The 22,297-nt window shown below is 39.9% G+C and carries 22 protein-coding genes and 1 tRNA gene; 8 read left to right on the top strand and 15 right to left on the bottom strand.

The window, feature by feature from the left end:
* Positions 1–2: 2 nt before the first annotated feature.
* From L1272_RS05895 to seqA, 5 genes are all read right to left on the bottom strand, one after another.
* A complete protein-coding gene (locus tag L1272_RS05895) occupies positions 3–980 on the bottom strand; it encodes an alpha-ketoacid dehydrogenase subunit beta (protein WP_235372967.1) in 978 nt (325 codons plus the stop codon).
* Positions 980–2,194 carry a thiamine pyrophosphate-dependent dehydrogenase E1 component subunit alpha gene (locus tag L1272_RS05890; protein WP_235372966.1) on the bottom strand — a complete coding sequence of 405 codons (1,215 nt, stop codon included), beginning with the start codon at positions 2,192–2,194 and terminating at the stop codon, positions 980–982. Before L1272_RS05890 ends, L1272_RS05895 begins: the two co-directional genes overlap by 1 nt.
* Positions 2,195–2,463: 269 nt before the next feature.
* Complete coding sequence (gene astE / locus L1272_RS05885; protein WP_235372965.1) at positions 2,464–3,519, bottom strand: succinylglutamate desuccinylase; 1,056 nt, start codon at positions 3,517–3,519, stop codon at positions 2,464–2,466.
* 79 nt (positions 3,520–3,598) lie between these two features.
* Complete coding sequence (gene pgm / locus L1272_RS05880; protein ID WP_054553925.1) at positions 3,599–5,236, bottom strand: phosphoglucomutase (alpha-D-glucose-1,6-bisphosphate-dependent); 1,638 nt, start codon at positions 5,234–5,236, stop codon at positions 3,599–3,601.
* A gap of 16 nt (positions 5,237–5,252) precedes the next feature.
* Entirely contained in the window at positions 5,253–5,855 is a 603-nt protein-coding gene (gene seqA, locus L1272_RS05875) for a replication initiation negative regulator SeqA (protein ID WP_054553926.1), read from the bottom strand.
* 131 nt (positions 5,856–5,986) lie between these two features.
* On the opposite strand from seqA, the gene L1272_RS05870 reads away from it, so the two are divergent.
* The 5 genes from L1272_RS05870 (at position 5,987) to fur (ending at position 8,529) form a co-directional block, all read left to right on the top strand.
* The gene (locus L1272_RS05870) at positions 5,987–6,751 is read left to right on the top strand and encodes an alpha/beta fold hydrolase (RefSeq protein WP_235372964.1); all 765 of its coding nucleotides are present in this window, start codon (positions 5,987–5,989) and stop codon (positions 6,749–6,751) included.
* Positions 6,752–6,850: 99 nt separating this feature from the next.
* Positions 6,851–7,072 carry a DUF2788 domain-containing protein gene (locus L1272_RS05865; protein ID WP_036968243.1) on the top strand — a complete coding sequence of 74 codons (222 nt, stop codon included), beginning with the start codon at positions 6,851–6,853 and terminating at the stop codon, positions 7,070–7,072.
* Positions 7,073–7,074: 2 nt separating this feature from the next.
* Positions 7,075–7,353 carry a LexA regulated protein gene (gene ybfE / locus L1272_RS05860; RefSeq protein WP_004586673.1) on the top strand — a complete coding sequence of 93 codons (279 nt, stop codon included), beginning with the start codon at positions 7,075–7,077 and terminating at the stop codon, positions 7,351–7,353.
* A gap of 14 nt (positions 7,354–7,367) precedes the next feature.
* A complete protein-coding gene (fldA, locus tag L1272_RS05855; protein WP_054553928.1) occupies positions 7,368–7,895 on the top strand; it encodes a flavodoxin FldA in 528 nt (175 codons plus the stop codon).
* 190 nt (positions 7,896–8,085) lie between these two features.
* The gene (fur, locus tag L1272_RS05850; RefSeq protein ID WP_054561419.1) at positions 8,086–8,529 is read left to right on the top strand and encodes a ferric iron uptake transcriptional regulator; all 444 of its coding nucleotides are present in this window, start codon (positions 8,086–8,088) and stop codon (positions 8,527–8,529) included.
* A 68-nt stretch (positions 8,530–8,597) separates the two neighbouring features.
* Here the strand turns inward: fur and L1272_RS05845 are convergent, their stop codons facing one another.
* From L1272_RS05845 to L1272_RS05815, 7 genes are all read right to left on the bottom strand, one after another.
* A complete protein-coding gene (locus tag L1272_RS05845; RefSeq protein ID WP_054561418.1) occupies positions 8,598–9,215 on the bottom strand; it encodes an FKBP-type peptidyl-prolyl cis-trans isomerase in 618 nt (205 codons plus the stop codon).
* Positions 9,216–9,288: 73 nt separating this feature from the next.
* Positions 9,289–9,690, bottom strand: a complete 402-nt coding sequence (locus L1272_RS05840) for a hypothetical protein (protein WP_054553931.1) — start codon at positions 9,688–9,690, stop codon at positions 9,289–9,291.
* 52 nt (positions 9,691–9,742) lie between these two features.
* Positions 9,743–9,833: transfer RNA gene (locus tag L1272_RS05835), tRNA-Ser, on the bottom strand.
* Positions 9,834–9,906: 73 nt separating this feature from the next.
* Positions 9,907–10,284, bottom strand: coding sequence for a hypothetical protein (locus L1272_RS05830; RefSeq protein ID WP_054553932.1), 378 nt, complete (start codon positions 10,282–10,284; stop codon positions 9,907–9,909).
* 199 nt (positions 10,285–10,483) lie between these two features.
* The gene (locus L1272_RS05825; RefSeq protein ID WP_138601088.1) at positions 10,484–11,032 is read right to left on the bottom strand and encodes an NAD(P)H nitroreductase; all 549 of its coding nucleotides are present in this window, start codon (positions 11,030–11,032) and stop codon (positions 10,484–10,486) included.
* A gap of 63 nt (positions 11,033–11,095) precedes the next feature.
* Entirely contained in the window at positions 11,096–11,806 is a 711-nt protein-coding gene (locus L1272_RS05820) for an HvfX family Cu-binding RiPP maturation protein (protein ID WP_235372963.1), read from the bottom strand.
* Positions 11,807–11,867: 61 nt separating this feature from the next.
* The gene (locus L1272_RS05815; RefSeq protein WP_235372962.1) at positions 11,868–13,829 is read right to left on the bottom strand and encodes an oxidoreductase; all 1,962 of its coding nucleotides are present in this window, start codon (positions 13,827–13,829) and stop codon (positions 11,868–11,870) included.
* A 199-nt stretch (positions 13,830–14,028) separates the two neighbouring features.
* On the opposite strand from L1272_RS05815, the gene sppA reads away from it, so the two are divergent.
* Positions 14,029–15,894, top strand: coding sequence for a signal peptide peptidase SppA (gene sppA / locus L1272_RS05810; RefSeq protein ID WP_235372961.1), 1,866 nt, complete (start codon positions 14,029–14,031; stop codon positions 15,892–15,894).
* A gap of 59 nt (positions 15,895–15,953) precedes the next feature.
* Entirely contained in the window at positions 15,954–16,964 is a 1,011-nt protein-coding gene (ansA, locus tag L1272_RS05805; RefSeq protein ID WP_054561413.1) for an asparaginase, read from the top strand.
* A gap of 54 nt (positions 16,965–17,018) precedes the next feature.
* On the opposite strand, the gene gndA is transcribed toward ansA, so the two are convergent.
* Entirely contained in the window at positions 17,019–18,392 is a 1,374-nt protein-coding gene (gene gndA / locus L1272_RS05800) for an NADP-dependent phosphogluconate dehydrogenase (protein WP_054553937.1), read from the bottom strand.
* 423 nt (positions 18,393–18,815) lie between these two features.
* Between gndA and pyk the strand changes: the two genes are divergently transcribed.
* Entirely contained in the window at positions 18,816–20,249 is a 1,434-nt protein-coding gene (gene pyk / locus L1272_RS05795; protein ID WP_138601084.1) for a pyruvate kinase, read from the top strand.
* Positions 20,250–20,326: 77 nt separating this feature from the next.
* Here pyk and L1272_RS05790 read toward each other — a convergent pair whose 3' ends face one another.
* Entirely contained in the window at positions 20,327–21,151 is an 825-nt protein-coding gene (locus L1272_RS05790) for a LytR/AlgR family response regulator transcription factor (RefSeq protein ID WP_054554883.1), read from the bottom strand.
* A complete protein-coding gene (locus tag L1272_RS05785) occupies positions 21,148–22,221 on the bottom strand; it encodes a sensor histidine kinase (protein WP_054554884.1) in 1,074 nt (357 codons plus the stop codon). The genes L1272_RS05790 and L1272_RS05785 overlap by 4 nt, the downstream gene beginning before the upstream one ends.
* Positions 22,222–22,297: the final 76 nt, after the last annotated feature.

Raw genomic sequence — 22,297 nt, 5'->3', positions numbered from 1 at the left:
TCCTAAAACTCTACTGATTGCTTGATCGCAGCAAGCACTTTAAGTGCATCCGGCACATATTCTTTTTCAAGTGCTAATGGGTATGGCGTATCTAAACCACACACGCGAGCAATTGGCGATTCAAGGTGTAAGAAACACTCTTGTTGAATTGTTGCAACGATTTCTGCACCAAAACCATTCGTGATTGGTGCCTCGTGGCTTACCACTAAACGACCTGTTTTAGTCACTGATTTAGCAATGGTCTCAACATCCCATGGTAAAATGGTACGTAAGTCGATCACTTCACAGCTAATACCTTGCTCTGCAGCTTTTTTAGCGGCGTCTTCGATGATTTCCATCTGAGCACCCCAAGCAAGTACAGTGACATCAGTGCCTTCTTGAACGATTTCAGCTTTACCGAGCTCGATGCTGTAATCTTCTTCTGGCACTTCACCTGTTGATGCACGGTATAAACGTTTCGGCTCAAAGAAAATAACAGGGTTATCATCTTTAATTGATGCACGAAGCAAACCTTTTGCTTGGTATGGGTTACGTGGCACAACTAACTTTAAACCCGGTGTGTGAGCAAAATAAGCTTCTGGTGATTGTGAGTGATATAAACCACCTGCAATACCACCACCGTACGGTGTACGAATTGTTAGATTGCCAACATTAAATTCATTACCACTACGGTAACGGAATTTAGCTGATTCATTCACGATTTGGTCAAATGCAGGGAAAATATAATCAGCAAACTGAATTTCAGCTAATGCAGGGGCACCGAACACCGCTAAACCATTAGCAAAACCTAAAATACCTTGCTCAGTTAACGGAGTATTGAACACACGATGCTTACCATATTTTTCTTGTAAGCCAGATGTAGCACGGAATACACCACCAAAATAACCAACATCTTCACCAAAAATACATGCATTTGGATGCTCTGCCATGGTGATATCAAGGGCAGAGTTAATTGCATGAAGCATGTTCATTTTAGCCATTACTTTAATCTCCCTGCAGTTGTTGGATAAGCATCAGGATGCTGCAAAATGTGCTCTTTTAGTTCTTCATATTGCTTTTTCAGTGATGGGATTGGCTTATCATACACATCAGAAATAAGGTCTTCTAATGCTGGTTTTGCTACTTTTTCAGCGCGTTTAAGAGCCGCTAAAATTTCTTCACGAATTGTTTCTTTGTCTTTCGCGTCTTGCGCTTCATCTAACCAATCTTGTTTTAATAACCACTTACGGAAACGCTCGATTGGACAGCCTTTATGTTTTGCTTCTTCATCTTTTGTACGGTAACCGCTTGGATCGTCACTGGTTGAGTGAGCGCCAAGACGATAGGCAATCGATTCAATTAAAACAGGTTCACCTTTGGTAGTCGCAATTTCCCGGGCTTTTTTAGTTGCTGCATAAACAGCAAGTGCATCTGCACCGTCAACACGGATTGTTTTAATGCCATAGCCAACACCACGTGATGCAATACCATCACCTTTAAATTGTTCATCCGCAGGTGTAGAAATCGCATAACCATTGTTACGGGCAAAGAAAATTACCGGTGCTTCATGAACTGCGGCCATATTTAAACCAGCATGGAAATCACCTTCAGATGCAGCGCCTTCACCAAAGTAACAAATAGTGATGTTATCAATAGTGCTGTTTAACTCACCTGTTTGGGCATCAATATGACGAACTTTTTGCCCGTATGCATAACCTGTTGCTTGCGGAATTTGTGTACCAAGCGGTGATGAAATAGTCATGTAGTTAAGTTCGCGTGAGCCATAGTGAATTGGCATTTGGCGACCTTTACCCAAATCTTTTTCATTTGAGAACATTTGATTCATGAATTGGTCAAGGCTAAAACCACGATAACGTAAAGCTGCTTGCTCACGGTATTGGGCCATGATCATGTCGTTTTGATCAAGCGCTGCAGCTGATGCTGTTACAGCCGCTTCTTCGCCTAGACATTGCATATAAAAGCTAACACGGCCTTGACGCTGTGCTGCTTGCATACGCTCATCAAGTGCTCTAATAAAACGCATTGTCTCGTATAAACGGATTGCCGTTGCTTTGTCGATATCAGGTGCGGTTGCACCTTCGTAGATGTCGCCTTCCTCATTAAGAATACTTAATGTAGGGATCGTTAATGCGTGACCGTCAATAAATGACAGTTCATGATTAATGTTTAGCGATACGTTATTTGGATTACTCATAACCTACCTTCTTTCGTTGTCAGAAACCTACGCTACTGCCCTTAATTATATTTTTATCAGCATGAGCTGTAAGGATAAAGTTTGCGCAATATTCAATCTAATTAAATTAAACTGCCGTCACTTTACGTTAACGTAAGTTGTTATTCAACTAATCATAGACGAATAGATGACAAATGGCTAAAAGCGCATGGAAAGTTAACTATACAACAAGATAAATTCTTTAAAGTCATATAGTTAACTAAATCTAGGTGGGTGTTAATGCAGAGATTTTAAATAAAGTTGCTATCAACTTGCATTGGAATAACTGTAAGCAAAGCGCGCTGACCTAAGGCTACATCAGCGTTTGGGAAGATAATAGCTTCACCGTCTACTTCCGCTTCATATCTGGTCTGACCATCAATTGCCATTAATTCGCCTTTTGCGAAACCGGTGAAATTTTCCACATCATCAGCAAATGGAAAACTAAAGTCTTCACACGTACGGTTTATTGTTCTATATACAGAAAACAACTCGAAATCTTCTGCATTGAATTCTTTATATTCAACAGATTCTTGACTAATTAATGCAATTAAGGTTTGTTTGGTTTTCTCAAATCGCGACATGTCGTTTTCGCCAAATGGTTTTACTTGGCCAAGTTCTACCGTAAATGAGTCAGCTCCATGTACAAACGACGAGTAGTAACTGAAGGTAGTTGCCGCTGATTTCATCATTAGTACCGTGTTTACGCCACAACTAAGTAAAAATTGCAGTTGTGATTTTTTCCACGGTTTACCATGTAAGAAAGGATAGACTGCAAACTTTTCATTTTTAGAGCCACGAATTGCTGTGTGAAGATCATAATGAAAACGCTCACTGCCCTGGTTGCCTCTAGCAAAGAAATCAGAAACAACATCTTCAAGTAGCTTTGCACGAACTCGCTCAGGGTTTGAAGCAATGCCTTCTACAGTATGATGACCATTAAACAAACGGTTTAAGTTTTCATCTACAAAACGCTTACCGATATTAATAGATTTAGGATTACCATAAATAAACAGTACACGCTGCTGCAAGGTAAGTTGTTCTGTAACGATTGACTTGATTAATTGATCGCAGATTTCAATTGGCGCAGTTTCGTTACCATGTACCGCACTTGAAAGTACAATATCTTTGTTTGTCTGCTGCGCAGGTTGAAACTCAATGATACCCGTGTCGTGAACAGTGACATCAGTACCGTTTTCAAGGGTAAATGCACAAGGTTCGAGTGAAAATTCATTGTTACGAGTCAGGGTTAAAAAGTCGCCAGTACTTTTTAATTGTTCGAGATATGAAGGAGTTGAATAGCTCATTGTTCTATCCTAAAAATGCGTGAGAGTAGAATACAAAAACGGCTGAGAAACTCAGCCGTTTTAATAGGTAAAAGAGGAATTAGCTAATTACTGAATCAACCAGCTTTTTCGCTTCTTTTTCTAATAATGCTAAATGTTCTTCACCTTTGAATGATTCAAGGTAAATTTTATAGATGTCTTCAGTGCCAGATGGGCGTGCAGCAAACCAACCGTTTTCAGTAACAACTTTTAAACCGCCGATAGCAGCGTTATTACCAGGAGCATGGGTTAGTTTTTGCGTAATGGCATCACCCGCTAAGGTACTTGCAGTTACATCATCCGCTGATAACGCTTTTAAACGTGATTTTTGTTCTGCATTAGCTGGCGCATCAATACGTTTATAAATAGGCGCACCGAACTCTTGCTCAAGTTCTTTATAAAGCTGTGATGGTGTTTTACCTGTTACAGCTAAAATCTCTGCAGCAAGTAGACCTAAGATGAAACCATCTTTATCAGTGTTCCAAACTGTACCATCAAAGCGTAAGAATGACGCCCCTGCACTTTCTTCACCACCAAAAGCAAGGGTACCTTTGCTTAAGCCTTCAACAAACCATTTAAAGCCTACCGGTACTTCTTTTACTTCGCGGTTATTACGTGCAACCACTTTATCAATCATGCCGCTCGATACCAGCGTTTTACCAATTGCGACCTCTTTTGACCATTCGCGGTTATTTAATAAGTAGTCAATCGCAACTGCTAAAAAGTGATTTGGATTCATTAAGCCGTCAGGCGTAACAATACCATGGCGGTCATAATCAGGGTCGTTACCTATACCGATATCATAGTCATCTTTTAATGCAATAAGATTTGTCATTGCATAAGGAGAAGAGCAATCCATACGGATTTTGCCGTCTTTATCTAAAGGCATGAACGAAAATGTTGGGTCAACAGACTCATTTACGACCGTTAAGTCTAAATTATATTTTTCTGCAATGACTGGCCAAAAGTTGATACCAGAGCCACCCAGTGGATCCACACCAATTTTGATTTTCGCATCGCTAATTGCTTTTAGATTAACAATATTAACTAAGTCATCAACATAAGGGGTAATTAAGTCTTGGTACTTAATAAAACCAGAACGTGATGCTTTAGCATATGGAAATAACTCTACTTCAACTAAGTCTTCTAAAAGTAATTGATTTGCTCTGTCTTCAATCCACTTAGTAACATCAGTATCTGCAGGGCCACCATTTGGCGGGTTATATTTAAAACCACCATCTTCTGGCGGGTTATGTGAAGGTGTTACCACAATACCATCAGCAAGTTCATTTGGATTTTCTTTGTTATGGCAAACAACAGCATGACTGATTACCGGCGTTGGCGTGTAATCATCATTTTCTTGTGCAATGACTTGCACTTCGTTTGCAACAAGTACTTCAATAGCAGAGTTAAAAGCCGCTTCACTCAATGCATGTGTATCTTTACCTAAGAAAAGTGGGCCAAAAATATTGTTTTCTTTACGGTAATCACAAATTGCTTGAGTGATCGCTAAAATATGCGATTCATTAAATTTTACATCGAACGAACAACCACGATGGCCAGATGTACCAAAAGCAACACAATGCTCTGGGTTTTGTTCTAGGTCTGGTTCATTTAAGTAATAAGCCGAGATCAGTTTTGGTACATTCACTAAGCTTGATTGCGGTGCAGGTTTACCTGCATCTGGATGAATCGCCATATTATTTCCTTATGGATTATAAGTAATCACGAATTTTTTCTGCTTCATCTGCGCTGTAACCTAAGCACAGTGCTACTTCGTGAAGCATCATTTTTTTTCTGGTTGTATTTGAATTTGTCATCACCCAATACTCAGTATCAGTGATATTTTTTGGATTCATGCTGCTACCGCTCTCCAGAAGTGCTTCTTTGCTTGTGGCAAAATAAACTCGATCACGGCCTTTAATTTCAAGCACGTTAGCAAAATCTTTTTTATGCGTTCTATATAAAGCAGCAAGTATAAATAAGAATCGACCAACAACACCTTTTTGCATTGCCAGCTCTTCTTTGTTTAATACATTAAACACATTACCTTTCACTTGTGTCGATGCTGTGACAGTTTCTGCAGCCTCTTCAACATTTTCGTTGCTAGGTTCAGGGCTTGATTCTTGTTCTGCTTGTTCTTGTACTTCAACAACTGGGGTTTCTTGTTCAGTTTTAGTAGTTGTTTCAACTGGGGCATTGGTGCCATCAGAGAGGTTTAATAAACGACGCAAAATGGTTGATGCACTTTCACCAATACTTTGCGTGTTGCTTGCAATGTATTGATATAACTCGTCGTCTATGTCGATTTTTTTCATGTTATTCCTGTCTTTACGGGTCACATTTTAAAAGTTCTCAATGATTATACCTAAGCTCGCAGCAATTCTCTATGTTTTGCATTTTGTAATTTCACTAGGCAAAATACTGCCATTAAAAATAGGAGTTGAAAATGCTATTAAACTACCAACAAATGGGTCAAGGTTCAGACGTTGTATTGATCCACGGTTTGTTTGGCTCACTTGAAAACCTCAATGTAATCGCAAAAGCATTAGCTGAAAATTATCGTGTAACGAATATCGATTTACGTAACCACGGTAAATCATTCCATAGCGATACCATGAATTATCATGCTATGTCTAAAGATGTCAGTGAGTTACTTGAACATCTAACTATTAGTAAAGCGCACATCATAGGTCATTCAATGGGTGGCAAAGTGGCCATGCAATTAGCACTTAATCACCCTTCACTTATTGATAAGCTTGTCGTGTTAGATATTTCTCCTGTTGCTAATAACCCTCGCCACAGTGCCATTTTTGCAGGCCTAAACGAAGTTGCACAGTCTAATATCACAGATAGAAAAGCGGCTGATGAAATACTTGCCAAGCACATTGATGAAATGGGCGTACGTCAATTTTTATTAAAAAGCTTTGCTAAAAATGATGAAGGTCACTATCAATGGCGCTTTAATTTAGCTGTTTTATACCAGCAATATGAAAATATTTTAGCGCAAGTTAGTGAAAATGATTCTTGTTTATGTGATACTTTGTTCATTAAAGGTAATGATTCTGACTACATTTTAGCAGAGCACCGCCCTGCTATTATGGCGTTGTTCCCTAATGCAAAAGCAAAAATTATTCATGGTGCTGGTCACTGGCTACATGCCCAAAAACCACTTGCTGTTAATAAAGCAATCAGCGATTTTTTAGCTCATTAATAGAGCTGATTAAATTCGCTGTTTTTGATCGTGCGCACTAAATTATTACAAATTTGTGTGATATAGTACGCGCCGTTTAATTTAAAGGTTTATACGTTGATGGTCAGTCAGTTAATTAACGAATTTGATACCTTAGGGTTGTATTTTGGCTTAGCCGGTATTTTCTTTTTTATTGGAATGGCAATTCAAGACGTCCTTAAAAAAGGTGATGTACCACGATTTGGCCGATACATCGTTTGGTTAGTGCTATTTTTAGGCTGTTCTGGGTTTATAGCGAAAGGACTTATTCAAGTCTTCTGGCAAGGCGCAGGTGTGGGCTAGACATGGCAAAGTCAGAAACAGATAGAACAACACCCGATTTATTTGAATACGAAAAGCGTCCAGGTAGGCCGAAAACAAATCCCCTACCTCGCGATATGCAATTAAAAGTAAATAAACGTAATCAAATAAAACGAGATAAAGCACGTGGTTTAAAGCGTGTAGAATTTAAGGTTTCATCACAGTTATATCAAGCATTAAGCGATATGGCAGATGCGCAGAATATTAGCCGTAGCGCGTTGATTGAAACAATTTTACAAGAAAGATTGGCTATTGATAGATAGAAGGTTTTAAATCCATGTCAAGCGTAGGTATTTTTTTCGGAAGTGACACAGGCAATACTGAACACGTAGCTAAAATGATTCAAAAAGAATTAGGTAAAAAGCTTGTAGCTGTTCACGACATTGCAAAAAGTTCTAAAGAAGAGATTGCTGAATTCGATTTATTGTTATTCGGTATTCCAACTTGGTACTACGGTGAAGCTCAATGTGACTGGGATGATTTTTTCCCTGAATTAGAAGAAGTTGACTTCGAAGGTAAACTTGTTGCTATTTTCGGCTGCGGTGACCAAGAAGACTATGCAGAGTACTTCTTAGATGCAATGGGCATGATCAACGATATCGTTACTGAGCGTGGCGCAATCGTAGTGGGCCATTGGTCAACTGAAGGCTACGACTTCGAAGCTTCAAAAGCACTCGTAGATGACAGCAACTTTGTTGGCCTTGGTATTGATGAAGACCGTCAACCAGAGCTTACTGAAAAGCGTGTTAAAGACTGGTGTGCTCAGGTTTATGACGAAATGTGTTTAGCGGAACTTGCTGATTAATAACAAGTACTACTCGCATTTACTAGCTGATGTAAAGATGCACAACCAGTTCATTTTTGTTTGAAAAATCGGCAAATAGACGAATTGTTCTTTGCACTTAGTAACTAGGCACGTTATTCTAATAGTTGCTAATGTGTCGTGTGCATCTTGATGATGCCTAGTATAACTAAATAAAATTGAGACAGATTGAATGACTGATCACAACTTGGAATTAAAAAAAGCAGGGTTAAAAGTAACCTTGCCACGTATTAAAATTTTAGAGATTCTACAATCTCCAGACAACCAACACATCAGCGCTGAAGATGTCTATAAAATTCTTTTAGACAAAGGCGAAGAGATTGGTCTTGCAACTGTCTACCGTGTTCTTAACCAATTTGATGATGCAGGTATTGTATCTCGCCACCACTTCGAAGGCGGCAAGTCAGTATTTGAATTATCAGGTAGCACTCACCATGACCACTTAGTGTGCCTAAAATGTGGTAAGGTAGTTGAGTTTGAAGACGACACTATTGAACGTCGTCAAGAAGAAATCGCAACAGAGAATGGTATTAAACTGACGAACCACTCTCTTTACCTATATGGTGAATGTGAAGACACTGCTGCGTGTAAAGAATACGCTGAATCAAATAGCTAATTAGCTATTTGGTTCAGATATAAAAAAACCTGCTTAAAGCAGGTTTTTTTATATCTATTTGAAATCGATTAGATGATTTCTAATAGCTCAACGTCAAAGATTAACGTTGAGAAAGGAGCGATTGCTGCACCAGCACCGCGCTCACCGTAAGCAAGTTCGTGTGGTACGTATAAACGCCACTTAGAACCAGTACCCATCATTTGCACTGCTTCAGTCCAACCTTTGATTACACCGCCAACTGGGAATTCAGCTGGTTGACCACGCTCGTATGAGCTGTCAAATACTGTACCGTTGATTAGTGTACCGTGGTAGTGTGCACGGATTGTTGAATCTGCAGTTGGTTTTTCACCGTCGCCTGCAGTAAGTACTTCGTATTGAAGACCTGATTCAGTTACTGTTACTTCAGGACGTTTTGCATTTTCTTCTAAGAATGCAATACCTTCAGCTGCAAGAACTTTAGCTTCTTCTTCACGACGAGCTTGGATCTCAGCGTTGATTTTCTCAAAAGCTGCTTGAATTTCAGGGATTTCAACTTGGAAATCATTACCAGTGTATGCGTCTTTCATACCTTCAAATACAGAATTTAAGTTTAAACCTTCGAATGGATTCGCTTTTAATTGCTCACCCATTTGTAAACCAATACCGTAACTTGCTTTTTCAGCGTCTGTTGTAAAATTATCTGACATGTTTTAATTCACGTTTATTTAGTTAAAAGACGTGCTCATACTAACATAAAAAAACAACGAATATCGCCTAGTTTTACTGCGTTTGCTCAGTGTTTGCACTAATTCGCTGCTTTATTTTATCAATTACAAATGTCGCAACAGGTAATGTAGCGATCATCGAAGCAATAAAAAAGCCGCTCATTAAACCATCTTTGCCTAACATAATTAAAGGCACAGCAATAAGACCCACAGTAGAAATCACACATGCTGCAATAACAGGCCAATGCTTGTCGTATTTGCCAATAAGGTGCCCTACTAACACATTAAACCCAATACCATAAGCGATTGAAGATATTAGCCCGTAATCAGGCTGCGCATCATGGGCCATAGCTACAAGTACATTGATCCCGCTGTGATAAAAATAAGAAAAGATACACCAAAGCAGAACATGTTTAACAATGCGCATTAGTGTAGAAGAAGACTCGCTTGCTGACATTACTTATCTCCAGATAGCAAAAAACCGCCCTAAAGGCGGTTTTTCTAAATAATGGTGGAGAGATAGGGATTTGAACCCTAGAGGGGCTACAAACCCCTGCCGGTTTTCAAGACCGGTGCATTCGACCACTCTGCCATCTCTCCGTACGGCGCGCATAATAGTGTTTACTGCGTTCGTTGTAAAGCCTTAAATGTAAAAAACTTTAAAAAAGTATTTTTAATAGTACTGCTTCGGACGCTTTGCGATTAAAGAGCAAACTAAACAAACAATTAAACTAACAATTGCAAAACCTGAGCCCTGCACTATTACGTCAATTTTATTGAGGTTATAACTCGGTACAATAACTAATGCGAAGGCGGGTAAGCAGGTGATCGTTAAAACGTAGCAACAAATTTTAAAAGCGCGGCCGAAATCGAAACGTTTAGTGCTTTGCATCCACCATGTCAATAGAAGTAATACCACTACAGCAGACAAGCCAAGGTAATGAGGTTGTTTTGTAGACATGGCAACAAAAAATGTGACAACAGCGCCAACTAAGCCCCAAATTGACCAAGCGAACCAATTTTCTTTTTCACGTAAAAATAAGTTTCCCATTGTTCTCGTCTTCTTTATCGTTATTTTTTTAAGACTTTCCATACGTTAACAAAAAATAACCGATTAAAAAACACACTGAAGAAGAATTATTTCGTTTTTTGCATCCGTGCGCTTCTTACAGCTAAGCTAAATCTAAAAAAACTAACATAAGTAAGCTTAATATTGTCTGACTGCTTAACTGCAAAAAAGTTCCTACTATTTATAAATTCTCAAAAAACGTCTCTGGCTTGTGTCTGATAGGTTTTTTAATGTCTATTTCCGGCGTACCTAAATAGAGGTAACCAACAATCTCATCTTGTTCTTTACAACCGAGTGCCGCTTTAACAGCTGGGCTCTGTGCAAAATAACCTGTGCGCCAAATACCCCCTAAACCTTGGGCGAATGCCGCTTGTTGCATTGCAAGTACAGCGCAGCCTGCACTTTGTACTTGTTCAATACGTGGCACTTTTGGGTTTTCAGTTACATCTGCAATGGCAATGATCATCATCGGAGATCGCAGCGGTAGTTCTTTAGCGCGCTCAATGGTTCTATCATCTTGGTTTTCAGCAACAGCGGCCTGATGATAGATATCGCCTAATTTATTACGTGCATCGCCTTCAACGACAATAAATCGCCAAGGCGCAATACAGCCATGATCAGGCACTTTAATGGCCGCTCGCTTAATAATTTCAAGTTGTTCTGCAGTAGGTCCAGGTGCGATAAGGCGAGGATCTGATTGTCGAGTTTGTAATAGCGTTAAAGCGTCCATGAATATTCCGTAAATGCTTAAGTACGACGCCCCTTAATAATCGGGGCAGAAAACCCAAGCTTATCATTTATCTTTATGAGCAAGAAAGCTATTCGATACTTTTCTAGTTAACCAATAATCTAAACTAACGTAACGACCACCCCCTGTAAAAAATAAACTCAATAACATAACAAAATATATGGCAGAAAACTCAATACCATTATTTAAGATCACAGGTTTCCCTTTCGCATAAAGGTACTCTGTATAACCATGCGTTTCTAGCAACTCACGCATTTTGGTTAATCTTTCGCTGGCTTCATCAGAATTAACTAGGCTAGCTTCACTACCAGGTATTGCAAGCCAATTGAGTACTCTCGCTGGGCTGGTGCTGGCATCGGTAGGTGTTACAGCAAACCAGCCATTACTGGCATGTACTGTTGTCGCTGCAACCAGCATGGTGATCATCAAAGGAATTGCGGTTAAACGAGTAAATAAACCCAATAATATAAAGATCCCCCCTAAAAACTCAGTCCATGCAGCTAAAAAGGCCAATACAGAGGGCATGGGTAGGCCTAAACCCCAGTCACTATTTCCAAACCATGCAACAATATCTTCAGATGCTAAAAAGTATTGATAAAAATGAGTAACATCACCGCTTAAAGCAAGCTTATTAAAGCCTGCAATGATCATCACTGGGGCTAAAATCAAGCGAATTAATAGACTCGGTAGTCCATCTAAATACTGCAGTTTCTTTAAGGTGTGTTGGTAAAGGGGTATTAGGTGTGTGTTCAACATAGCGGTCTCGTGACTAAATAGATTAATCACATAGACCGCACGTTTTATAGTTTACTTTCAATTAAATTTTACGAGCGACTTGTAACGCTTCAAAAATTGCACGTTTAGCATCGATAGCGGCAGCTAGTTTTGCGCCACCAATAACGTGTACTTTCGCGTTTTCGGTTTGATTGTCGAACGTTTCAGTATTTGATACCTGACCAATACAAGCAATCACGGTATCAACATCGAGGATTTGCTCTTCACCTTTTACCGTTATCTTCAAGCCTTGCTTATCAAAGCTTAGATACTGACACTCAGCGATTTGTTTAACACCGTGCTGTTTGGCAACTTGTCGGTGGATCCAACCCGTTGTTTTACCAAGTTCACTACCAAAACGCCCTGCACTTCGCTTAAGCATATAAATTTGGCGATTGTCTTTTTCAGGCTTAGCTTCGCATTCAATACCCCATTGAGTTTTGAATTGCTCAATTGTTTGGCCTTTGTGTTCACTTAAAAAGGCAACCATATCAAAACCGATACCACCGGCACCTAGAATCGCAATTTTCTCACCGAGTTCTACTTCACCACGAATGACCTCATCGTAAGCAAATACACGTTTGCCATCACTGCATTCGATTTTGGCTTCGCGCGGACGTACGCCTGTTGCAAAAACCACATCATCGTATTGATTGAGCATATTGTCAGTAAATTCAGTACCAAGCTGTAAATCGACATGTAAGCGCTTTAATTCATTAGTAAAGTAGTTAAGGGTATGGTTAAAGTCTTCTTTACCCGGCACTTGCATGGCTAAATTAAATTGGCCACCCATTTGTTCTTTACGTTCAATTAAAGTCACTTTGTGACCTTTCGCTGCTAAGTAACAACTTGCAGCAAGGCCAGCAGGGCCAGCACCCACAACCAGAACTAATCGAGAAGATGGTGCTTTCTCAAGGCTGTAATCTAACTCAAAAGCCGCTTGTGGGTTAACCAAACAGGTGGCACGTTTATTTTTAAACACATGGTCTAAGCAACCCTGATTACAACCAATACAAATATTGATTTGTTCAGACTTATTATTAACGTATTTATTGAAAAACTCTGGATCTGCTAATAAAGGGCGGGCCATCGAAATTAAATCAGACTCGCCTGCTTCTAAAATTCCATTGGCAATTTCCGGCGTGTTAATACGGTTAACCGCGATAACTGGCACTGATACTGTATCTTTTAAGCGTTTTGATGCTTCTTTAAATGCACCTGCTGGGACCATACTGGCAATCGTAGGTACACGAGCCTCGTGCCAACCAATACCGGTGTTAAAGATATCAACGCCAGCTTGTTCAAGTGCCAGGGCTTGTTGCTTTACTTCATCAGGCGTTGATCCATTAGGAATTAAATCCATTACAGACAAACGAAATACAATAATGAACTTTTGACTGACTTTAGCGCGAACAGCTTTAACAATATCAACAGCCAAGCGCATACGGTTTTCTAAACTACCGCCATAGTTGTCTGTTCTTTTATTGGTGTGGTTAGCCATGAATTCATTAATCAAATAACCTTCAGAACCCATGATTTCAACACCGTCATAACCTGCTTTTTCAGCCATTTTTGCTGAGTTAGCAAAGTCTTTGATGGTTTTTTTAATTGAACCTAACGACATTTCTTTAGGTTTATATGGATTAATAGGAGCTTGAATTGAACTTGGCGCTTGATTGAATGGATGATACGCATAGCGACCTGCATGCAATAATTGTAAGCAAATTTTTCCGCCATGTTGATGCACCGCATCAGTATATGCTTTGTGTTTGATCACATCATAAAATGAATTAAATGTTGATGCGAACGGAGATAGCTTGCCACGAATATTTGGGCTGTAGCCACCTGTAATGATTAAACCCGTGCCGCCTTTGGCACGTGCCTCGTAGAATGCACGTAAGCGTTTGCGGTTATGCCAGCCTTCTTCTAAGCCAGTATGCATTGATCCCATAACCAAACGATTACGAAGTTCGGTATGCGGTAATTGTAATTTTTGTTCTAACATTGTGTGCCCCGTTAACTGGTCGAACCTCTATTTGAAATAGATTCTGCGGCAATAACTTAGAATAATCAACTTTTCGCTGCTAATTAATCGGTAGCAAATTATCGTTTTAAACACTCTGTTACTATTTAACAGTTAATTTTAAAGTTATTCTAAGCTAAGATGAGTTCACTACTAAGCTGTACTGAATTAAGGATTTATTTTGCTAGCAAAGATATTTAAAGGCATTTGGACCGGGATTAATTTTTCCCGCCGTTTGGTCCTAAACATATTATTTCTATTACTAGTAATACTCTTCTTTGTTGCTATCACTGGCGAAGAAGATCAAGTAAAAGTAGCAAACGGAACCGTGCTACGCCTAAACTTAAATGGCCCTATTGTTGAAGAAAAAACCTATGTTGATCCTGTAGAAGCAGCCATCAACGATGCAACTATGGGTAAAGAAGCACCATCAGAAATTCTTCTTGATGACGTCATTGAAGTGATCAACGAAGCAACTAAAGATGATCGCATCACTGTTATGCTTCTTGACCTACAAAAAATGCCAAGCGCGCACATTAATAAGCTAAAACAAATAACGAAAGCAATTGATGCGTTTAAAGATGCAGGCAAGCAAGTTATTGCAACGGGCTACTACTATACCCAAGCACAATATTATATTGCTGCCCATGCCAATGAAGTGTCTATGCACCCATATGGTGGTGTGAGCATTGAAGGCTACGGTATGTTCCCACTGTACTTCAAAGATGCGCTTGAAAAGTTAAAAGTGACTCAACATATTTTCCGTGTGGGTACTTATAAATCAGCGGTTGAACCATTTATTCGTAATGACATGTCAGATGCGGCAAAAGAAGCGAATAGTGTTTGGTTAACTGCACTTTGGAACGAGTACAAAACTGACGTTGCAGCAAGCCGTCCATTCGATGAAAGTAATTTCGATGAAGACATGGATGTTTATCTTGCAAAAATGCAAGCAGTGGATGGTAACTCGGGCCAATACGCGCTAAATAATCAGTGGGTTGATTCTTTAAAAACATCACAACAAATTCGCCAACAACTTATTGAGTTAGTCGGTGCAGAAGAAACAGGTAAAACCTTTAAGCAAGTAAGCTTCCGTGAGTATTTATCGCTGGTAAAACCGCCTGTTGAGTTCGATAACCCAATTACTGAAAAAGTAGCTGTCGTTGTAGCTAAAGGCACCATTGTCGATGGCGAGCGTAAAGCAGGTGAAATTGGTGGTGACTCTACTGCAGCCCTACTTCGTAAAGCGCGTCTTGATGACAAAGTGAAAGCCGTTGTACTACGCATCGATTCAGGTGGCGGTAGTATGTTTGCTTCTGAAGTTATCCGCGCTGAAGTATTAGCACTTAAGGCAGCGGGTAAACCGGTTATCGCATCAATGAGCTCAGTGGCTGCATCAGGTGGTTACTGGATTGCATCTGCAGCCAATGAAATTTGGGCAGCCCCTAGCACAATTACAGGTTCAATTGGTGTATTTGGTACTTTCATGACGTTTGAAAATACCATGGCTGAATTAGGTATTTACTCAGATGGTGTTGCAACAACTGACCTTGCTGGCTTCTCTATTGCACGCCCACTTGACGATAAAATGTCAGACATCATACAAATGAGCGTTGAAAATGCATATAAACGCTTTTTAAATGTAGTGGCTGAAGCACGTAACATGACGCCTGAGCAAGTTGATAAAATTGCCCAAGGCCGTGTATGGATTGCAACTCAAGCGAAAGAACTAGGTTTAGTTGATAAACTTGGCGATAAGCAAGATGCAATTAAGGCGGCAGCTGAGCTTGCTAAGCTTAATCATTATGATGTTAAGACCATCAAACAGTCATTAACACCACAAGAGCAAATGCTGCAAGATATCTTTGGCACCGCGGCTGTTAAGAGCTTCTTTGCTAAGTCTGATTCATCACACTCAGTACTCGCAACACAAGCTAACTTACAAAGCCTTATTAATCAGTTAAGTAGTGAGATCGATAATCTAAAAGATTACAACGATCCACAAGGCGTTTACGCTCGTTGTTTAGTGTGTAATGTAATTCAATAAGTTACTTAGCTAAGCGATTTTAGGTATACTAAGCCCAGTTATTTAACTGGGCTTTTTTTATGAAACGTAAACGTATATATATCGCCTATACGGGTGGTACTATCGGTATGAAAAAATCGAGCCGTGGCTATGTTCCGGCAGAAGGTTTTTTAACCGAAACAGTGGTCAATAATGCAGAGTTTAATCGTGATGAAATGCCTTTGTTTGATATTCACGAATATTGCCCACTTATTGATTCTTCAGATATGTCCCCTGCCCACTGGCAATTAATTGCTGACGATATTAAGAGTAAATACCAAGACTATGATGGCTTTGTGGTTTTGCATGGTACCGATACTATGGCCTACACAGCTTCTGCTTTGTCTTTCATGTTCGAAAACCTAACAAAACCTGTAATTGTGACTGGCTCACAAATTCCATTGTCGCAACTTCGTTCTGATGGCCAAGTAAACTTACTTAATGCCATGTATTTAGCCGCTAATTACCCAATTGCCGAAGTAAGCCTGTTTTTTAATAACCAGTTGTTCCGTGGTAACCGTGCAACAAAAGCCCATGCTGATGGCTTTGATGCCTTTGCATCACCGAACCTTGAACCATTAGCACTATCAGGAATTAATATTCAACTGATCAAAGGGCAACTTAGCCCTTATGTTGATAACGAACTACAGGTGTCAAATATCACGCCACAGCCAATTGGTGTGCTTTATCTTTATCCTGGGATCAGCCCAAAAGTGGTTAAAAGTTTAGTTAATGACGACATCAAAGCTCTTGTGTTATTAAGTTTTGGCGTGGGTAATGCCCCGCAAGATCCGGCGTTCTTAGACATACTTAATGATGCAAGTAAACGCGGTATGGTGATTGTTAATCTAACACAGTGCTTAAAAGGCCAAGTTAATATGGGCGGTTATGCAACCGGTAATGCCTTATTAAATTGTGGTGTGATCAGTGGCTACGATATGACATTAGAAGCCTGTTTGACCAAGTTACACTACTTATTTAGTCAAAAGCTGGAAGTAGAAACAATTCGTCACTTGATGCAAGACAACCTGCGCGGTGAGCTAAGTCGTTAATGCAGCAAATACAAAAGAGGCACCAATTGGTGCCTTTTTTATTCTTTTTGATAATTAACGAACTTTTTCGTCAATCTCAACTAAGTCTGTTAAATGGCAAATCTCACCACTGTGAGTTTTAATACCATGCTCACCGAAGTAGTCACGTTGTGCTTGCACAAGGTGGCCATTACTTGGTGTTGTTAACGTCGCAATGTAAGTTTGCGTTGCTGTTAACACAGGGAAAGCTAAACCAGATGCAACTGCTGCACCCGTTACTTTACGTAATGCTGCTGATTCACGCTGCATAGAATCAATAAATTCTACACCTTCAGCGACATTGTCTAAGTAATCAGCACGAATGATACAGCCAGCGCGCCACGTTTGTAGCGTTTTAGAAAGATCAACTTTCCACTGATGCGCACGAGACGCACCTTTGATAAGTGCTAAACCTTGACGATAAGCAAGTAAACTTGCCAATGTGAATGCATCTTTTAGCTCTGCTAAGTCTAAATCAACGGTATCAGTTGCTTTAGCAGCGTAAGTCATTTCTTTAGCAGCATGCGTATCACACGTATTTGTTAAGTGACGTGCTTGAACAGCCGCAACGAGTGATGGCACTGCAATACCAAGCTCTAGAGCATTTTGTGCAGTCCATAAACCCGTGCCTTTCGCGCCAACTTTATTGTCAATTAAATCAACGAGCGGCTCGCCTTCTGTCGTTTCAAGGCTTAAGATATGGCTTGAAATTGACAGTAAGTAGCTATTTAAAGTGCCTTCAGACCATTCATTGAAAATGTCAGCCACTTCTTTTGGTGAACGATTAGTACCTAAACGTAATAATTGATACATTTCTGCAATTAATTGCATTAACGCATATTCGATACCGTTATGAACCATTTTCACAAAGTGACCACTTGCAGATTGGCCCACACGAGCAAAACACGACTCACCTTTGTAGCTTGCCGCTACTTTTTCAAACCACGGCTCAACACGCTCCCAGCCGCCTTCTGAACCACTTGCCATCATTGCAGGACCGTGACGTGCGCCTTCTGCACCGCCAGAAATCCCCATAGTGGCAAATTCAAATTTGTTTTGATATTTAAGTTTACGGCTAATGCCATCTTTGTAGTTACTGTTGCCGCAATCTACGATAATGTCATCACAGTCAACACCTGCTTCTGCAAGCTCTGTACATACTTTATCAACCAATTCACCAGCAGGAACTAAAAGAAGAATCGAACGAGGCGGCTCTAAGCGTCTAACCATATCATTTAAATCAGACACAATATGTAAACGGTCTGCCAAACCTAGTGCTTTCGCACAGCTTAGTAACTCGGCACCCGCATCTGGGTTTTTATCATAAGCTACTAATGTCAGCCCTTTTTCAATCAGGTTGAGGGCAAGATTTTTACCCATAACGCCTAACCCTACTAATGCAACTTGCATTTAGTGTCCTCCTCGGTAACAACTATTGGTTAGTTAATCAAAATAATTACGCGCGCATTATACCCAAGCAGCCCAAAAATGCGAGCTTGACAGCCAACTTGAGATAAATCATCGAAATCATGAAGCGACGTTGTCCTCAGTATATCAAAATAACCAAGGCATCGGACCAGATTTTTATAATACCCTTTAAAAAGGTATGTGTATTGACGCTACCTGACACCGGTGTCATAATAACGTCATTCACCCTTTGTATACTCTATAATTAATACAAAGAGCCAGATTCTCATAAGTAAAAACAATCATTTTTTACTTATGAGTTCTACATTGTGCTTATGTATAAGCCTATATTAAAGGTTTATAGCACGACATTTTAATAGATAACCATCAATTCGCTTAATATATTTGAGCGCACAGGAGAATTTGATGCTAAGACGCACAAAAATTGTTGCGACCCTTGGACCGGCAACCGATCGCGATAACAACCTAGAAAAAATTATTCGTGCAGGTGCAAATGTGGTTCGTTTGAACTTCTCACATGGCGTAGCACAAGATCACAAAGACCGCGCAGAAGCGGTACGCAGCATTGCTAAGCGTTTAGGCAAACACGTTGCTATCCTTGCAGACTTACAAGGCCCTAAAATTCGTGTATCAACCTTCAAGGACGGTAAAGTAAACCTAGAAGTTGGCGCAAAATTTACCCTTGATGCAAAAATGGAAAAAGGCCAAGGCGACGTTAATGCAGTAGGTATCGACTATAAAGAGCTACCTAACGACGTTAAAACAGGCGACTTACTGTTATTAAACGACGGTTTAATCCAATTAACGGTAGATAGCGTTGACGGTGACCTAGTGCACACAACTGTTACTGTTGGTGGCGTACTTTCAAATAACAAAGGTATCAACCGTTTAGGCGGTGGTTTAACAGCCCCTGCTTTCACTGATAAAGATAAAGAAGATTTAATCACAGCGACTGAAATCGGTGTTGATTATATTGCCGTTTCGTTCCCACGCAGTGGTGATGACATGCGTTATGTTCGCTCTTTAGCAGAAGCTGCTGGCTCAAACGCACAACTATTAGCAAAAATCGAACGTGCAGAAGCCGTTGAAACTGTTGAAGCAATTGATGATATCGTACTTGCTTCTGACGCAGTGATGGTTGCGCGTGGTGACTTAGGTGTTGAAATTGGTGATGCAGCGCTTGTTGGTAAACAAAAGCTTATCATTAGCCGTGCTCGTTCACTTAACCGTACTGTTGTTACTGCAACACAAATGATGGAATCTATGATCGATAACCCAATGCCAACACGTGCAGAGGTTATGGACGTAGCAAACGCCGTATTAGATGGTACTGATGCAGTTATGTTATCTGCTGAAACAGCCGCTGGTGACTACCCTGAAGAAACAGTAGCTACTATGGCTCGCGTTTGTTTAGGTGCTGAATCACAAAAAGAAACTCACGTTTCTAAACACCGTTTAGACAGCCGTTTTTCATCAAATGCTGAATCAATTGCATTATCTGCGATGTATGCAGCTAACCACTTAGATTCTGTTAAAGCTATTGTGACTCTGACTGAATCAGGTAGTACAGCTAAATTGATGTCACGCATCAGCTCTGGTTTACCAATTTATTCATTATCACGTCATCCAAGTACGCTGGGCCAAACAGCACTTTACCGTGGTGTTTATCCTGTATTCTTTGATTCAACGAAGTGTGAAGACGAAAGCATGGTACGTGATGCATTAAACACTCTTGTTGAGCAAGGCTCACTAGTAGCAGGTGATACTGTGATTTTAACTCACGGTGATGCAATGGAAACGATTGGTGCAACTAACACTATGAAGATTGTAACAGTTTAAACTATTACAAATTTTCATTAAAAAGGCGCAATTTATTGCGCCTTTTTTGTTTTAAGTTGTTTAGCTTAGAACAACTATTAGCTCGCCAGAGCTGCTTTCACTTTATCGCGATAGCTTCGGCTTACTTTTAGTTCTTGGCCGTTATCTAGCACTAAAAGATACTCACCACTTACTTGAGTTACAAGTTTGCTAATTTGCTTAGTATTCACAATGGCACTGCGATGAACTCGCACAAATAGTTGTGGATCAAGCTCTTGTTCAAGCTCTTTCATTGTTTTACGAAGGATATGCGTTTGCCCATCTTGGCAATGAAGGCACATATAATCACCAGCCGCATCAACCCATTGAATTGTAATAACAGGCACACGAACAATCTCGCCCTGCTCTTTTACAGCTAATGATTCTGGATAACGACGGTCAGCAAGGCTATCGCCCGTTGCTAACTTCTTTAAAATTTCTTCGCAATTATTGCCTGTAATACCTGCAACAAAGCTCGCTAGTTTTTTCTTATGGGCGTTATCTTGTTGCGTTTTTAAATAGGTATGCACTTTTTCTACCGCCTGTTTTAGTCTGTTGTCATCGACTGGTTTAAGAATATAATCCAACGCATGAATCTCGAATGCTTTAACTGCAAACTGGTCAAAAGCCGTTACAAACACAATAGCGGGTAATGGATTAACGCTCTCGCTGAGTGCTCTTGCAACTTCAAAACCGTTCATATTTGGCATTTGAATATCTAAGAAAACCAATTGAATATTGCCCGATAAGCATTCATCAATTGCTTCTTGACCATTGCTACATAAACGAATGACTTCTAAATCGTCAAATTCAGAAAGTCGAACAGCTAAGCCCTTTCTTGCTAGCGGTTCATCGTCAACGATCAAAGTTCTAATTTTGCTCATTTCTTAACAGCCTTTTCAAACGGAACGCGCAGATTAACTTTTAATCCACTTGGCGTATTGTCAGAGAGAACAAACGAGTAGTTGTTCTCATAAAGTGTTTTTAAGCGGTCCTGTGTATTAGCTATGCCAACGCCTTGAGAATTAACCAGTTGGCCATTTTTAAGCTCAGTGCCAGGACCATTATCGCCTACTTCCAATAATAGTTCATTTGCAAAAACTTGTGCTTTAATATCAATCACACCACCTTCATTTAATTGCGCTATCGCATACTTTATCGAGTTTTCGATAATAGGTTGGAGGATCAAGCTTGGTACCAAGGCTTCTTTTGCCTGCTCGCTTACGTCTACATTGACTTGTAAACGTTCATCAAAGCGTACTTTTTCAATTTCTAAGTACAGCATGAGGGCATGAATTTCTTGCTCTAACGGCACCTTTTTTATTGGGTCAGTATTGAGTGTGTATCGTAAGAAGTCACTCAATTTTGACACCATTAAATTTGCATCTTTGTTCTCTTTTACCAAAATTAAGGTTGAGATTGCATTTAGGGTATTAAATAAAAAGTGCGGATTAAGTTGATAGCGCAGCATTTTCAGCTGAGCTTCGTGCGCCATAGTGGTTGCTTTTAGAGCCTTTTGACGCTCACTTTGCAATAGCTGGTAATACTTAATACCAAAATACAAACCACTCCAACAAAGGATGATATAAACCGAATCTAAACCTTGTTGAAAGTAATAAAACCATTCATTTGGACGGTAACCGTGACGGTAGATTTCCCATAAATTGAATTTTTGTACAACGGCCCATAATGTGCCAGTTACATAGGAAGCACCAAAAACGACAAGCATTAATACCCAAGGTGAGGCATTCCACACTTTACGATACATATAACGTAAAGGTACTGTCATTAAACAGCCTGCATAAGCGTTTAATACAATAACAAATACGTAAATATCACGCATTTCAAAGACTTTTGAGCCGATATAATTAACTAACGCATACCCTATCCAGCCTGCAATTTGCAAAACCCAGAAAAAGCGTTGTCGATTATCAACTAATGATTGCCAATTCAAAATATCAGATTACCTTTCATAATTATTTTTATTATACCGATAGTCACGAGAACAAAGCACTGCCGCCTATCTTAAT

Source organism: Pseudoalteromonas sp. PAST1 (assembly GCF_021532515.1).
GTDB classification, from domain to species: Bacteria; Pseudomonadota; Gammaproteobacteria; order Enterobacterales; family Alteromonadaceae; genus Pseudoalteromonas; species Pseudoalteromonas simplex.
Note: the sequence above shows the minus strand (reverse complement) of the source record. Positions and strands in the feature narration are given on the sequence as shown.